The 14,623-nt window shown below is 61.4% G+C and carries 11 protein-coding genes; 7 read left to right on the top strand and 4 right to left on the bottom strand.

What is annotated here, in order from left to right; all coding sequences use genetic code 11:
• Positions 1-111: 111 nt before the first annotated feature.
• Both BMY98_RS00725 and BMY98_RS00730 read right to left on the bottom strand, forming a co-directional pair.
• A complete protein-coding gene (locus BMY98_RS00725) occupies positions 112-480 on the bottom strand; it encodes a histone-like nucleoid-structuring protein, MvaT/MvaU family (RefSeq protein WP_074883334.1) in 369 nt (122 codons plus the stop codon).
• 203 nt (positions 481-683) lie between these two features.
• Positions 684-1,649, bottom strand: a complete 966-nt coding sequence (locus tag BMY98_RS00730) for a tyrosine-type recombinase/integrase (protein ID WP_074883337.1) — start codon at positions 1,647-1,649, stop codon at positions 684-686.
• Positions 1,650-1,829: 180 nt separating this feature from the next.
• Between BMY98_RS00730 and BMY98_RS00735 the strand changes: the two genes are divergently transcribed.
• From BMY98_RS00735 to BMY98_RS00750, 4 genes are all read left to right on the top strand, one after another.
• A complete protein-coding gene (locus BMY98_RS00735; protein ID WP_074883340.1) occupies positions 1,830-2,837 on the top strand; it encodes a DNA-binding protein in 1,008 nt (335 codons plus the stop codon).
• 33 nt (positions 2,838-2,870) lie between these two features.
• A complete protein-coding gene (locus BMY98_RS00740) occupies positions 2,871-5,468 on the top strand; it encodes a bifunctional diguanylate cyclase/phosphodiesterase (protein WP_074883343.1) in 2,598 nt (865 codons plus the stop codon).
• A 79-nt stretch (positions 5,469-5,547) separates the two neighbouring features.
• A complete protein-coding gene (locus tag BMY98_RS00745) occupies positions 5,548-6,903 on the top strand; it encodes an MATE family efflux transporter (protein WP_074883346.1) in 1,356 nt (451 codons plus the stop codon).
• Between the two features lie 55 nt (positions 6,904-6,958).
• Entirely contained in the window at positions 6,959-7,609 is a 651-nt protein-coding gene (locus BMY98_RS00750) for a TetR/AcrR family transcriptional regulator (protein WP_074883349.1), read from the top strand.
• Positions 7,610-7,625: 16 nt separating this feature from the next.
• Here the strand turns inward: BMY98_RS00750 and BMY98_RS00755 are convergent, their stop codons facing one another.
• Positions 7,626-10,295: a beta-glucosidase gene (locus BMY98_RS00755; protein WP_425438835.1), complete on the bottom strand. Its 2,670-nt coding sequence runs from the start codon at positions 10,293-10,295 to the stop codon at positions 7,626-7,628.
• Between the two features lie 71 nt (positions 10,296-10,366).
• The gene (locus tag BMY98_RS00760) at positions 10,367-10,618 is read right to left on the bottom strand and encodes a hypothetical protein (protein ID WP_122624976.1); all 252 of its coding nucleotides are present in this window, start codon (positions 10,616-10,618) and stop codon (positions 10,367-10,369) included.
• 602 nt (positions 10,619-11,220) lie between these two features.
• Between BMY98_RS00760 and gspE the strand changes: the two genes are divergently transcribed.
• From gspE to gspG, 3 genes are read left to right on the top strand one after another with little or no spacing between them, the layout of a single operon-like run.
• Positions 11,221-12,939 carry a type II secretion system ATPase GspE gene (gspE, locus tag BMY98_RS00765; RefSeq protein WP_074883352.1) on the top strand — a complete coding sequence of 573 codons (1,719 nt, stop codon included), beginning with the start codon at positions 11,221-11,223 and terminating at the stop codon, positions 12,937-12,939.
• 1 nt (position 12,940) lies between these two features.
• Entirely contained in the window at positions 12,941-14,155 is a 1,215-nt protein-coding gene (gene gspF / locus BMY98_RS00770; RefSeq protein ID WP_074883353.1) for a type II secretion system inner membrane protein GspF, read from the top strand.
• 33 nt (positions 14,156-14,188) lie between these two features.
• Positions 14,189-14,617: a type II secretion system major pseudopilin GspG gene (gene gspG / locus BMY98_RS00775; RefSeq protein ID WP_074883356.1), complete on the top strand. Its 429-nt coding sequence runs from the start codon at positions 14,189-14,191 to the stop codon at positions 14,615-14,617.
• The last annotated feature ends 6 nt before the right edge of the window (positions 14,618-14,623 follow it).

The raw sequence follows: 14,623 nt of genomic DNA on the forward strand, positions 1-14,623 counted from the left end.
GCGAGCGCGATACAGGCAGCGGTCAAATCACCGATGCAGCGCCGCGGGCGCGTGCATCGGGAGATCGGCAACGGGGCGCTGATCAATAAGACGTCCCCGTTGACAGGCCGATCAGGAAACCCAGGATTCGACGGTGTCGGAACCGTGTTCGGCTTTCCATTCTTTCAAGGTTTTGTGATTGCCGCCTTTGGTTTCTACGACTTCACCGGTGTGCGGGTTTTTGTAGACTTTGACAGCGCGGGCTTTGCGAGTGGTCTTCTCGGGGGCGCTGGTGTTCTTGCCCTGTTTGGATCCGGTAGGGTGATCCAGAATCGAAATAATATCTTTAAGGCTCTTATTGTATTCGCCGAGCAGCGTACGCAATTTGCCTTCGAATTCGATTTCCTGTTCCAGGCCTTTATCGCCTTTCATGGCCTCGAGGGCAGCGAGCTGGTCGGCAAGGTGACGTTCGAGTTGGCGGTATTCAGCAAGTTTAGACATTGGAACTCCATGTTTCGGTTTGTTGATACTGACGTGCGGCGTTAGCACTGGCGAACATTGGAGCGCACGGTGATTACTGGTGTAACCGTGGACACTGTAGTGCGAGTGGGTGCATGGATGCCAGTACTTACAGCAAACTTTTCTGCCTTGACTGCAAGGCAGACAGTTCATCCGCCGCTGCCGCTTTAAAACTTGCACGGCGGTCAGGTTTTCTCGAGCGCTGCAGGCTGCATGGCCGGGTTCAACGCGGGCTTCAATGCCAGCCCGCCAAACGAGGTGGTCGGGTCTACATAACGCAGGGCCGATTTAATGTCTTTCCAGCCGACGTAATTCATCAGGCTTTTAATGTCCCAGCCGTTGCCGGACGCCCAAGTTGCAAATCCCCTGCGCATTGAGTGACTGCTGTAGAGGTCATCAGGCAACCCGGCGTCTTTAAAGATACGCCGCAACATCGGCACCAGGCTGTGGGAATTGATGGCTTCCAGGGACAGATTGCCCCAGCGGTCAATCCGCCGAAATACCGGCCCTTGGGTCAGGCCGGCCACGGTGATCCAGTTGATGTAGGCGTTGACCGGGCACAGCGTCTTCAGTGCCGGGGTGCGAAACGTCGTGCCCTCATGCTGGCGGTCGCCTTTGGTGTAAGGCAGATAGAAGCTGATGCCTTCGCCCGCCTGCGCCTGGGTGTTGCCAATGTCCAGCCTGGCCAGCTCGTCGCCACGAAACCCTCGCCAGAAGCCGATCAGCACCAGCGCGATAGAGCGTCGGTGCCGCATCAAAGTCTTGTGGTCGCCCCGCTGCCAGGCGCCATCGGCCTCGTTCTCCAGCCACGCCACCGCTTGCTCAAGATGACGCAACAGCAGCGGCGCCGCCTGTTTGGCCTGTGCCGGATGGACAACGCGAATGCCCTTGAGCAGTTGCCGCACGGTGGGCGTTTTGGTCGGGTCCGGAAACCCTTGGGTGACGTGCCACTGGGCGAGCGCCGCCAAGCGCTGCTTCAGCGTACTGATGGCGTGTTTGTCGGCGTACTCGGCGAGGTAGCGCACGATGCCATCGCCCGTCGTGGGCAGGTAGCCGCCCCAGACCACTTCGAAATGCTCGATCGCGGCCCGATAGCTCCGGCGCGTATTGGCGCGGGTGCCTGCTGACAGGTATCGATCTGCCTTTTCCATACATCCCTCGATGGGCGTGACACGGGCGCTTTACTGACGCAAGTCGTGAAATGAGCGTCTGAAAAGCGATAAAGCACTATTATCGGTTGCTGGAAGAAACATTTCCATACAAGGTTTTAGATGATAACGTGCCCCGTAATAACGTGTTACGTAACACAGTATGAAATCGTAGGGGGCGACATGGCACGCGGAGGCATCAACAAGGCGGTGGTAGAGAGGGCACGGCAGGCGCTGTTGAGCAAGGGCGCTTACCCCAGCATCGATGCGGTGCGAGTGGAGCTGGGTAACACGGGTTCGAAGACCACCATTGCCCGCTACCTAAAAGAGCTGGACGCCCAGGCGCCGGCGCAGGCGTCTTCCCGGGAGCGCATGGGCGACGAGCTCAAAGCGTTGGTTGAAAGTCTGCTTGATCGCTTGACGGAGGAGGGCGCGGAGGTCGTTGCCCAGGCACAGGCGGACTTCGAGCGCAAGCGGGAGGCCTGGGAAGCTCGACTGGAAACCCTTGAGTCGGAGCTGAAGTCAGCCCGCCAGCAGTGCGAATCGCAGCACGCCGCGTTGACCGAGCAGGGCGCCCAGCTGCACACCACGCACTCGTCCTGGCAGTCGGAACTTACGCGCAACGCCGGTCTGAGCCAGCAGTGTCAGGACCTTGAGCGGCGCGTGCAGGACAAGGACGTGCAAATCCAGTCCCTCGAAGAAAAGCATGTGCACGCCCGCGCCGCGCTGGAGCATTACCGCGAGGCCATCAAGGAGCAGCGCGAGCAGGATCAGCGTCGCCACGACGCCCAGCTTCAGCAGATCCAGGTCGAGCAGCGAAAACTTCAGGAGACGCTGGTCGTCAAGCAGGATGAATCCACGCGCCTGAACCGCGATAACGAGCGCCTGCTCGGCGAGATGCGTCAGCAGGCCCGGTCATTGGCCGATCAGCAAGACCAGACGCAGCGCCTGGCTACAGAACTTCGCGACGCGCAGATGACCACCGCCAAAGCCGACGGCGCCCGTGAGCAGCTTCAAGAGCAACTGACGGCTATAAAAGCGGAAAGTAAAACTCTGGCGACAGCGCTGGCACTGGCCAGCGAACAATTGGCGCAGGCCAATCAGCGTGTGACTGTGTTGAGCGAGGACAACGACCGCCTGCGCGCTCAGGTGCAGCTCATTATTGCCGCGGCGCCGCCGATACAGACGTAAGCGACCCACCCGTCTTCAGTTCTGCAGAAAGCCATGCCAAAACAAACCACTACACCACCCGCGACGCCAGCCATCCTCCCCGCGAGCCCCTCGACCGTGGAGCTGGCGCGGGGTTCGTTGTTCAAGTTCGTGTTCCTGCTGGCAGGCGTGTTTCTGCTGGCCGCTTACTTGTTGGCGTTCCTCGCCCATGACCTCGATCACAACGAGGAGATCGAAAGCGCTTTCTACACCGAGAAGGCGATCCACTCCCTTCAAAAATCGCTGACCGTCACGGTCAGGGACTATGCGTTCTGGGGCGATGCCTACCGCTACCTGCACTTGAGTGTTGATCCCGACTGGGCATTTGTCCGCCAGAATATAGGGCCTACGCTGTACAGCGATTTCGGGTTTCAAGGCGTGTTTGTCATCAATGACGCTGGTCGTACGGTGTATGCGGTTGTTGAAGGACAACTGGAAAAGGTCGATGCCGAGCCATGGCTGGGTCCTGCCAAGGACGCGCTACTGGCCAGGGCACGGGAGGGCGCCGAGACAGAAACCCCGTTCACTGCCTTCATCGACCTGAACGGCACACCTGCGTTGGTCGCTGCGGCTGCCATCACCCCCGGCACCGATCCAAGCGTCGTTCCTGATGGCCGGACGCCCTCAGTATTGATCTTCGTCGATGTGCTCGATGATGCCAAACTGGCGGTCCTGGGCAAGGAGTATGGTGTGGACGGGCTGCACGTCGCCACGCCGGACGAGCGCGAACAGGTGTCGATCTTTCCGCTGGGTGAGGGCGGTGCCGCCGGGGCCTTGCATTGGTCGCCACCCAGACCCGGACAGCGTTTGATCGCGCTGGGTCTGCCGCTGATCGGGCTCGCCGCCCTGCTGGTGTGCCTGATGACCTGGGCCATCCTGCGTCGCGCCACCGCCGCCGCACGCTCCCTCGATGACAGCTACGCGTCCCTGCAGAAAAGCGAAAGCGCATTGGCCACCAGTGAGGCGCGCTTTCGCGATGTGGTGGAAGCCAGCTCGGACTGGGTCTGGGAAATCGACAGCGCAGGGCGGTTCACGTACCTTTCCGACCGCTTCGAGATCGTGACCGGCCTGGACCGCGCGCAGTGGATCGGCGCCTTGATGGACGACCTGCTGCAGACCGAGCTCGGCCAAGTGTCGCAGTGGCTGGCGATCCCCAACCGTCGCCCCGACATCACTATTCAGTGCCGCTACCTGGAGACCTGCGGTCGCGAGCGCATCAGTCGGCTGTCAGCGCGGTCGATGGTGGTCGGCGGATTCCGCGGCACGGCCACGGATGTGACCGAAGAAGTGGAAGCGCGTCGGCGCATCGAGTTTCTCTCCCAGCACGATGCCCTGACCGGGCTGCCCAATCGGGTCCGGTTGCAGGAGTTTCTGGATGGCAAACTCAAAGCGCTGCCAACCCTCGACCAGCCACTGGTGATGCTGAGCATCGACCTGGACCGCTTCAAGCCGGTGAATGACCTGCTCGGCCACGCTGCCGGCGACCGTGTGCTCAATGACGTGTCCAGTCGGCTGTCCGATTGCGTGCGCCATGGTGACCTCGTTGCGCGGGTGGGCGGCGACGAATTCGTGCTGATCCTCAGCGACACCCAGACCCAGGACGAAGTCGAGGCGTTGTGTCGGCGGCTGATCGAGTCCATCGAACGCCCGGTGCTGATCGACGACCAGGAAATATTCGTCAGCGCCAGTATCGGTATCGCCATGGCGCCTACCGATGCGCGCGAGGCCGCCGAGCTGCTGCGGTACGCCGACATCGCGCTGTACGAAGCCAAGGCCAGTGGTCGCGGCACCTGGCGGTTTTACGCAGGGGACATGAACGCCAAAATCATCGAACGCCGTCGGCTGGAGAGTGACCTGCGCTACGCCATCAAACACGATGAACTGCGCTTGCATTTCCAGCCGCGTTTTCGTATTTCCGACGGCGCAATGGTCGGGGCCGAAGCGCTGGTGCGTTGGCAGCATCCCCAGCGTGGGCTGATTCCGCCGGACACCTTCATTCCCATCGCCGAAGAAAGCGGGCTGATCATTCCCCTCAGCGACTGGGTTATGGCCCAGGCGTGCAGTGAAGCCGTGCGCTGGCCGAAACACCTGTTCATTTCCATCAACCTGTCGCCTGCTGAATTCAAGCGCGGCAACCTGCCGGCGCGCATTCAGTTCGCCCTCACGGCCACGGGGATCGAGCCGTCGCGGGTCGAACTGGAAATCACCGAAGGCGTGATGATTGAAGACGCCGTGGGGGCACTCGATGTCATGCAGACCCTGAAGCAGTTGGGGGTGCGCATCGCCATGGACGACTTCGGCACCGGCTATTCGTCGTTGAGCTACTTGCGCACCTTCCCCTTCGACGGGCTGAAGATCGACCGCAGCTTCCTGACCCGCCTCACCGAAAGCGAAGGCGACCGCTCCATCGTCCAGGCCATCGTCGGTCTGGGCCGGGCGCTGTCACTCACGGTCACGGCTGAGGGCATTGAAACCGCCGAGCATCTGCAATTGCTCAAGTCAGTGCAGTGCGATGAGGGGCAGGGCTATTTCTTGAGTCTTCCGCTCACCACCTCGGACTTTCACGCGCTGTTGGCGGCGAGAAATACGGCGGTGCTGGGCACAAACGTATAAAGTGCGCGCGCTGTCCCGGCAGCGCTTTTTCCATCACACCTGCTGCCGCACCCGGCCACTGTTTATATCTGGAGTGTTCATGAATCACCCGCGCGCTGTTTTCACCGAAGGCTCGGTGGCCCGGCACGTATTGGTGATGTCGAGCACCAGCGCGTTGAGCCTGCTCGCGGTGTTTCTTGTGGACATCTTCACGCTGATCTACGTCTCGATGCTCCATGATCCGTTACTGCTCGCCGCGACCGGGGTGGCGAAGGTGCTGATCTTCCTCAACAGCGCCGTCTCCAGCGGGCTGATCATTGCCGCCGCAACGGTGCTGTCCGAGCGGATCGGCCACCGCGCCTCGAAGGCGTCATCCCGTCTGGTCACGCACCTGATGTTAATGGTGATGGTCGCATCGGGTGCGGCGGCGGCGTTGCAACTGGCGCTGCTAGTACCGCTCACCCATTGGCTCGGCGCGGACGCCAGCACCTACGAAGCCGCGCGAATTTTCATCTGGCTGACCCTGCCGTTCAGCGTGCTGCAATCGGCCATGCAGATGGCGGCGCAGATCCTGAGAACCGCCGGCGACAGCCGCCGCGCCCTGTGGGTTGTACTTTCAGGTGCGGCGACCCTGGCGCTGGCCGATCCGCTGTTCATCTTCGCTTTTGGCCTCGGCCTTGAGGGTGCAGGGATTTCATATGCGCTGTCGGCGCTGGTGTCCCTGGGTCTGGGCATTTACTGGCTGCGGGTGCGGCTGGCGATGCCGTTTTCCATCCGTTGGCGACTGCTGCGCCTGCACACGCGCAAGGTCATGCAGGTCGGCTTGCCCGCCATGGTCGGCAACCTGGCGACGCCGGTGGGCCTGACCTATCTGGTCTCGTCGATCGGCGCCTATGGCACGTCGGCGCTGGCGGCCATGGCGGTGATGGACCGCGTGATGCAGTTTGCCTACTGCGTGTTCTTTTCCCTGCCCAGCGCCCTCGCGCCGGTGCTGGGGCAGAACATCGGCGCCCATCGCCACGCCCGCGTCGCCTCAGCCATCGTGTTCAGCCGCAAACTGGTGATCGTTTATGGGCTGCTGGTGTGGGCCGTGCTGCTGCTGGTGGCCACGTCGCTGGCCGACACTTACGAGCTTGAAGGCACCGGGCGAGCGATCTTTTTGGCGTTTTGTCACGTCGGCGGCGGGCTGTGGGCACTGATCGGGCTGGATTTCGTCGCCATCGCGATGTTCGTCACCCTGGGCCGACCCTGGCTGGTGGCGCTGTTCGCCTGGTTGCGGGCAACGCTGGGGACCGTGCCGTTCGTGCTGGGCGGGATTCACCTGTTCGGTGCGGCCGGTGCGTTCCCGGCCATGCTGACGGGTAACGCATTGATTGCCGTGACTTCGATTACAATCGCTTCCCTCACGGCCCGGCGGTTTTTTCAGCGCCGCAGCGATGCGCAGGCGCTTGCTTGAGCAGGCCGTGGCCGTGCTCGGTCAGGCTTCATTCGAATCAACGAGACAAGGGTTTATGACAGACGACGAATCAGGGAATGACTCGCCCGACGCGGGATCGCCGAAACGGCGGCGTGCACCGAAAGGGGAAATGCGTCGTGCCGCCTTGCTTGATGCGGCAACAGTGATCTTCGCCCGCAATGGTTACTCCAGTGCGTCGATGAAGGACGTCGCGCAGCTCGCCGGCATCACCACGGTTGGCCTGCTGCATCACTTTCCGAACAAGGAAGCGCTGCTCAATGCGCTGCTGGAGCGCCGGGATCAGCGGGTGGTGTCGCGGTTCAGTGAACTGACCATGGAGATGACGCTGGAGGGGTTCGTGCGTTTCTTGAAGCAGAGCATGAGCTTCAGTGTAGAAAGTGCTGGGGAGTGCCAGGCGGCGATGGTGCTGAACACGGAGAGTCTTTCGAATCTGCATCCGGCGTTCAATTGGTACAAGGAGCGCTTTCACATCACCCATCATCACGCCCAGGGCCACCTGAAAGCGCTGATTGAGGCGAAGGAGATTCGTGAGGACATTCAGACGAGTGCGTTGGCTCAGGAGATCTTTTCGGTGATGGATGGCTTGCAGATCCAGTGGCTGCGGGCACCCGATGAAGTCGATGTGATGGCGGTATTCGATGTTTATCTACAGCGGCTGAAGGCGGATATTCAAGCTCGTCCCTGAGCTTGAATCCTGCGGCTTAGTAGGTCTGTGCGGCGCTGACCTGTACTGCTTTGCGCAGTGGAGACGGCAGCGGGTTGCTGTCGCGGGTGGTCAGGTGTTCCGGGAAGAGCGTGATCAAGGTGCGATCCAGCGGCAGGTCTTCGGAATCAGGCCCTACGAGGATCTTGAACTTGCCGGCGTCCACATCCCAGCTGTCGGTTTTCTCGACGTAGTACGCCAGGGAGCGCGAATCGATCGGGATGCTCACGGTCTTGCTTTCGCCCGGTTGCAGGTAAACCTTGGTGAAGCCCTTCAACTCCTTCTCAGGACGGTCAACCGCAGGGTTTGCAGGGTGAACGTACAGCTGCGCGACCTCGAAACCGGCCTGGGAGCCGCTGTTGGTGACGGTGAATTTCACGTCAACCGTGCTGCCCGGCGCCATCACGTTGGTCGACAGCTTCAGGTCGCTGTAGTCGAACGTGGTGTAGGACAGGCCATAGCCGAACGGATACAGCGGCTTGGCGTGCTTCTTGTCATAACCGCGATAGCCCAGGTAGATGCCTTCGCTGTAGTTCATTTCGGTCAGCGCGTTGTCACCCAGGTACTGCTTGGGATCGGAGTACGACGGGTAGCTCGGGTTGTCCTCGATCTTCTTGTCGATGGTGATCGGCAATTTGCCCGACGGGTTGACCTTGCCGTAGAGAATCTCGGCCAGGGCTTGACCGCCTTGCTGACCCGGGAACCAGGCGTGCAGGCTGGCGCCTACCTTGTTCGCCCACGGCTGCATGTCCAGCGCGCCGCCGCTGTGCAAGACCACCACGGTGTTGGGGTTGGCCTTGGTGGCGTAGGTGATCAGGTCGGACTGATACTCGGGCAGTGCGTAGTCGTGGTCGTTGGACTCGCCTTCGTACTCGAAATTGGTACCGGCGGCGATGACCACGGCATCGTACTTCGAGAGATCCTTCGGCGGACGCAAGGACGCCCAGCTCATCTGAACGCCTGCCATGCCGCCCAGTACTGGAGTGAAGTTGCCTTGCAGGCGACGGTATTCCAGCTTGACCGTGTATTCCTTTCCGGCTTGCAACTTCGCGGTTTTGCCGGAAGTGACCAGTGCGTTGATCAGGTCGAAGGACTTCTCGGTGCCGTCGTTTTCCAGCACCAGCTCGTCGTTGACCCACAACTTGAACGCACCGTCGGCACGCACTTTGAAGACCTGCTCACCGGAAATGGTTGGCTTGATTTTCGAAGTGAAGCGTGCGGAGAACGCGCCTGGCGTGGTGTTGAAGCCAGACACCGCAGTGACGCCGCTATCGGTGGTGTTGGTGTTGGTGGTCCAGCTCAGATTGACGCCCGGTTCGACGCGGGTCGTGGCAGGAGAACCGGCCAGCTCGGTGTTGGAGAAGTACTCGGCCTTCACACCCGTGTTGCTGATGCCGTTCTGCCCGGTGCTCGGCTGATACCAGACGGACGCCTTGGGATTGAGGCTCATCTCTCGCAGGTATTCGACGTTCGCGCCGTTCGAAGCCAGCTGCTGCAGACCGCTGAGTTCGGTGACGTAGGTGTTCGGCGGCGAGTTAGGCGTGCCGAATGGTGAAGTCGGCGGCTGCAGGGCCAAGTCGCCAATCACAGCAATCTTCGCATCGCGTGCCAGCGGCAGCAGGGGCTTGCCCGCCGAGGTCTTCTCGTTGCGCAGCAGGACAATGGATTCCCGCGCCATGTTCAGCGCTGCGCGTTGGCCGTATTCAGGGTGATCAAGGGTTTGCGCCTTGTTCAGTTGCTTGTCGAAGCCGTAGCTCACCAGCGCGCGCAGGTTGCGCTTGACCTTGTCGTCGATGACGTTCTGGGTCAGCTGACCGCTCCAGAGGTAAGGCAGCAGCTTGGCTTCGGTGAATTGCAGGCCTGACGGCATGTCGATGTCAGTCCCGGCCCAGGCGCCTTTGAACGCATCCTGCACCGAGTTGAAGTCGCTCATTACGTTGCCTTGATAGCCCCATTCACCCTTGAGCACTTCGGTCAGGAAATGATGGTTTTCACAGGCGTAATCGCCGTTGATCTTGTTATAGCCGCACATGATCGACGCGACGTTGGCGTTCTTCACCAGCGATTCGAAACCCGGCAGATACAGCTCGCGCAAGGTGCGCTCGTCGGCCTTGATGTTCACGTAGTGACGGTTGGCTTCCTGCTCGTTGGCCAGGAAATGCTTGCCCGCTGCCTGAATGCCCTGGGCCTGGATGCCGTTGGCGATGGCCGGGCCCATGACGGCGCCGAGGAACGGGTCCTCGCCACTGACGTATTCGGCGGAGCGACCGCCAAACGGTGTGCGGTACAGGTTGACACCCGGGGAGAGCATTTGCTGACCGCCGGAGATCCGCGTTTCGTAACCGATCGCCAGACCGAATTCCTTGGCGCGGTTGATGCTCCAGGTCGCGGCCAGGGCAGACTGCGCCGGGTATTGCGCGCCGAACGTGGCGTTGTTGACGTGCACACCCATCGACGAGTCGTAGGCGATGGTGCCTTCCATGCCCCACTTGGGCAGTCGGGGGATCATGTGGCCGTCGTCAACCCGGGTGAAGTTGATCTTCTCCGAGATGTTCATGTTGTCGAGCACCGCGCCAACGCGGGCTTCAACCTCGTTGCCGGTCATCGGCGTGGCGGCGTGAACGAGGGTGGCCTGGGCGACGCTGATGGCCAGCAGGCTCAACGCCATAGTCTGTTTGAAAGCTGACAAGGGCAACGTCCTCGTGGGCGGGTGGCAGTTCGTGATGTCGTGGCGGTCGGTCATGGCTTTTGCACCAGTACCGGCGCATCACCGGTGTCGACGGGAGCATCAAGCACCGCAGAGGAGGTCTTGGTGGTCGGCACGGCTACCTTGTCGACGCCAGAGAGCTGGTCGCGCTGTTTTTCAACTTGGGCGCGAACGGTTTCTGCAGAAGTTGCGTTTTGACTGGACGTAGAGTCCGCCGCAACAGCAGCAAAACTGCAGGCGCCGAAAAGCACGACGCTGCAAACAGACAGCAGGGGTCTATTCATCGATTGTTTCTCGATTGATGGGGGGTGGAAATTAAATAAACGTGCAAACCCGTCCAGAGGGGAACAGGACGAACGTTAAGTCCGGGGAATCTACTGATTAGTTCAGGGTTTGCAAGATTATTTTTTAATTAGACGAGCGGTGAGTGAAAAGGCACCTTGATCTCGGTTTCTGAGCAGGGTCCGGCGCTGGGGTCGAGATGAAAAACCGGATTTCTGCGCAATAAAACGCCAATATAATCGCTTAAAAGTCAGTAAGCAGGCGTAATTATCGCTAAGAATGGTTACGAATTGCTATGTAGAAAACCTAATTGCTATTAGGTTTAGCTTGCTGGTAAGCTCTCCCGGCGCTGAGTAATCCTCGACAAATCAGACGACTGCATAGCCGCCTTAGTTGCCGGTACACAGTCGCCAGCTTTGGCGGTTATTAGCAATTGCTTGTTGATGAGCAAGCCGTTTACAGCATTAAAGTTAAAGCCGAATTGATTGTCAGCCGCTGGATGAATTGTCCGCGGCTTATAACCCGTGGGCGCGATTAAACGAGTTAACCGTTTATTAGTTAATAAAGTGCCTCACGCCGTTATCCATCCAGACCTTAAACCACCATGCCCCTAAACCCGCTCGACGCCAGACAACTGAAGATTCCGGACGCCGAGCAGGTCTGCGCGTGGCTGTCGGCGAACGCCGGGCTGAAGGCTGCTGACCTGGAGCGGGCGCGGCGCTTGATGGCCGAATCCGAAGGCGCCGGGCTGCTGGCCTTGCTGACCCGCCTGGGGCTGGTCTCGGAAACGGAGATGGCTCGGGCCTGGGCAGCGCTGCTGCAGACGCCGCTTCTGACACTTGACGCCGCGGCCGACATGCTTGATCCGTTGCCGGCCTTGACCGAGCGCTTCATGCGGCATTTCCAGGTCGTGCCCCTGGCGTGGCGTGAAGACGGTCTGCACGTGGTGTCGGCCAACCCCTGCGAGCCCTATGCGTTTGAAGCCATTGCCTATTGCTGTCAGGTACTGGTGTGGCTGTCGATCGGTTCGCGCAATGACGTCGACACGCTGATCGAGCGCTATTACGGCCAGGGCCGTAGCGCCATCGGCACGCTGATCGAATCCCTCGACGACCACAACGGCTCGCCGGAAGACATCGAACACCTCAAGGACCTTGCCTCTGAAGCGCCGGTGATACGCCTGGTCAACCTGATCCTGCAGCGGGCCGTCGAGCAGCGCGCCTCGGACATTCACATCGAGCCCTTCGAGAGCCAGCTGAAAGTGCGTTATCGCATCGACGGCGTGCTCCACGAAGCCGAAGCGCCGCCGTCCAGTTCTTCGGCAGCGGTGATCTCCCGCCTGAAAATCATGGCGCGCCTCGACATCGCCGAGCGGCGCTTGCCCCAGGATGGCCGGATCATGCTGCGTATTCAGGGCAAGGAGCTGGACCTGCGGGTGAGCACCGTGCCCACCAGTTTCGGCGAGTCGGTGGTCATGCGTCTGCTGGATCGGCAGACCATCAATTTCGACTTCCCCAGCCTGGGTTTCGACGGCGAGCGCCTTGATGCCTTTCTGGCGGTGCTCGAACGGCCCCACGGCATTCTGCTGGTGACCGGGCCGACCGGTTCGGGCAAGACCACCACGCTCTACACCGCGCTGTCGCGGCTCAACACGGCCGAGCGCAAGATCATCACCGTCGAAGACCCGGTGGAATACCAGCTCGAAGGGATCAACCAGATTCAGGTCAAGCCGGCCATCGGCCTCGACTTCGCCGGGGCGCTGCGCTCCATCGTCCGGCAAGACCCGGACGTGATCATGATCGGTGAAATGCGCGATCTGGAAACCTGCCGCATCGCCATTCAGTCTTCGCTGACCGGGCACCTGGTGCTGTCGACGCTGCACACCAACAGCGCGGCGGCAAGTATCACGCGCTTGCTGGACATGGGTGTCGAGAGCTACCTCATCGCCTCGACGGTCAACGGCATTCTCGCCCAGCGCCTGGTGCGCCGCCTCGATCCGCTCACCCGCGAAGCCTTCGAAGCCCCTCAGGCGCTGATAGACGAACACGAGCTGGAGCGCTTCACCGACGAGCGCCCGATTCTTCTCTACCGCCCGCGCACCGATGCACCCGGCGGCGGGTATCGGGGCCGCAGTGCAATCACTGAATTGCTGGTGATGAACGAGGAACTGCGCAGCCTGCTGATGAGCCGCGCCGATGCCTCGACGCTGGAGCACGCCGCGCGCCGTGCGGGTTTGCGCACCTTGCATGAGGAGGGTTTGCGGCAGGCGGTGGCGGGGATTACCTCGCTCGAAGAAGTCCTGCGCGTCACCCGAGGCGAATGACATGACCCCGTTCAAATACCGCGCGCTGGACGGACAGGGCGCTGAGCAAAATGGTTTGCTTGACGCCGCCGACCGTGACGTGGCCATCGCCTTGCTGCACAAGCGCGGCTGGATGGTCTTGCAGGTCGAGCCGTCGAGCCTGGGCGGGCTGCGTCAGGCCCTCGGTCGCGGCACCTTGAGCGGCGCTGCGCTGATGAGTTTTACCCAGCAACTGGCGACCCTGCTCGGCGCCGGCCAGCCCCTGGAACGCTCGCTGACCATTCTGCTGCGCCAACCCGGCCAGTCCCGGAACCAGATTCAGACCCGTGCGCTGATCGAGCGCATTCGCGAACAGGTCAAGGCCGGCAAGCCGCTGTCCGTGGCCCTGGAAGAAGAGGGCCGGCAGTTTTCGCCGCTGTACATCAGCATGGTCCGCGCAGGCGAAGCCGGCGGCGCGCTGGAAAACACCCTGCGTCAGCTCAGCGACTACCTGGAGCGCAGCCAACTGCTGCGCGGCGAGGTGATCAACGCGCTGATCTACCCGGCGTTTCTGGTGGTCGGCGTGCTCGGTTCCCTGGCGCTGCTGCTGGCTTACGTGGTGCCGCAGTTCGTGCCGATCTTCCGCGACCTCGGCGTGCCGATTCCCTTCATCACCCAGGCGATTCTCTGGCTCGGGCAGTTCCTCAGTGACTACGGGTTGATGCTGCTGGCCGGCAGCATTGCGTTGATCTGGGTCATCGCCTTGCGCTCTCGCGATCCCCAACGCCGGTTGCGACGTGACCGGCGCCTGTTGCGCATGCGCGTGATTGGCCCGTTGCTGCAGCGCATCGAAGCAGCACGGCTGTCGCGAACCCTCGGGACCTTGTTGAGTAATGGCGTGGCGTTGTTGCAGGCGCTGGTCATCGCCCGGCAAGTGTGCAGCAACCGGGCGCTGCAGCAGCAGGTCGAGCAGGCCAGTGAGTCGGTTAAAGGCGGCGGCACGCTGGCCAGCGCGTTCGGCGAGCAACCGCTACTGCCGGACCTGGCCCTGCAAATGATCGAGGTCGGCGAACAGGCCGGCGAACTGGACACCATGTTGCTGAAGGTGGCCGACGTGTTCGATGTCGAGGCCAAACGCGGCATCGACCGCATGCTCGCCGCGCTGGTGCCGACCTTGACCGTGGTCATGGCGGTGCTGGTGGCGGTGATCATGCTGGCCATCATGCTGCCGCTGATGAGCTTGACCAGCAATATCTGAAGCCCGAACCCTTTCAATCAGAGAACCAGACCGATGCGTCGTACTCCGTATACCGCTGCAACCCGCCGCCAGCGCGGCTTCACCCTGCTGGAGATGCTCGCGGTCATCGTGCTGCTGGGCATCGTGGCGACCATTGTCGTGCGCCAGGTCGGCGGCAACGTCGACAAGGGCAAGTACGGCGCCGGCAAGGCGCAGTTGGCGAGCCTGAGCATGAAGATCGAAAGCTACGGCCTGGACCTGGGTTCGCCGCCGAAAACCCTGCAGCAACTGGTCGAAAGGCCGACCAACGCTTCAGGCTGGGCCGGGCCGTACGCCAAGCCGTCGGACCTCAAGGACCCCTTCGGTCACGCCTTCGGCTTCCGTTCCCCTGGTGAGCACGGTGCGTTCGACCTGATTTTCTACGGTCAGGACGGCCAGCCCGGCGGCGAAGGCTATAACGCTGACCTGGGCAACTGGGAGTAATCGGCG

It is taken from the genome of Pseudomonas graminis (genome assembly GCF_900111735.1).
GTDB classification, from domain to species: domain Bacteria; phylum Pseudomonadota; class Gammaproteobacteria; order Pseudomonadales; family Pseudomonadaceae; genus Aquipseudomonas; species Aquipseudomonas graminis.

What these genes read in the sequence shown, in the direction of transcription:
- BMY98_RS00760 (WP_122624976.1), bottom strand. Translation starts at nt 10,618, where the DNA reads ATGAATAGACCCCTGCTGTCTGTTTGCAGCGTCGTGCTTTTCGGCGCC.
- BMY98_RS00755 (WP_425438835.1), bottom strand. Translation starts at nt 10,295, where the DNA reads ATGGCGTTGAGCCTGCTGGCCATCAGCGTCGCCCAGGCCACCCTCGTT.
- gspE (WP_074883352.1), top strand. Translation starts at nt 11,221, where the DNA reads ATGCCCCTAAACCCGCTCGACGCCAGACAACTGAAGATTCCGGACGCC.
- BMY98_RS00745 (WP_074883346.1), top strand. Translation starts at nt 5,548, where the DNA reads ATGAATCACCCGCGCGCTGTTTTCACCGAAGGCTCGGTGGCCCGGCAC.
- BMY98_RS00725 (WP_074883334.1), bottom strand. Translation starts at nt 480, where the DNA reads ATGTCTAAACTTGCTGAATACCGCCAACTCGAACGTCACCTTGCCGAC.
- BMY98_RS00735 (WP_074883340.1), top strand. Translation starts at nt 1,830, where the DNA reads ATGGCACGCGGAGGCATCAACAAGGCGGTGGTAGAGAGGGCACGGCAG.
- BMY98_RS00740 (WP_074883343.1), top strand. Translation starts at nt 2,871, where the DNA reads ATGCCAAAACAAACCACTACACCACCCGCGACGCCAGCCATCCTCCCC.
- gspF (WP_074883353.1), top strand. Translation starts at nt 12,941, where the DNA reads ATGACCCCGTTCAAATACCGCGCGCTGGACGGACAGGGCGCTGAGCAA.
- gspG (WP_074883356.1), top strand. Translation starts at nt 14,189, where the DNA reads ATGCGTCGTACTCCGTATACCGCTGCAACCCGCCGCCAGCGCGGCTTC.
- BMY98_RS00730 (WP_074883337.1), bottom strand. Translation starts at nt 1,649, where the DNA reads ATGGAAAAGGCAGATCGATACCTGTCAGCAGGCACCCGCGCCAATACG.
- BMY98_RS00750 (WP_074883349.1), top strand. Translation starts at nt 6,959, where the DNA reads ATGACAGACGACGAATCAGGGAATGACTCGCCCGACGCGGGATCGCCG.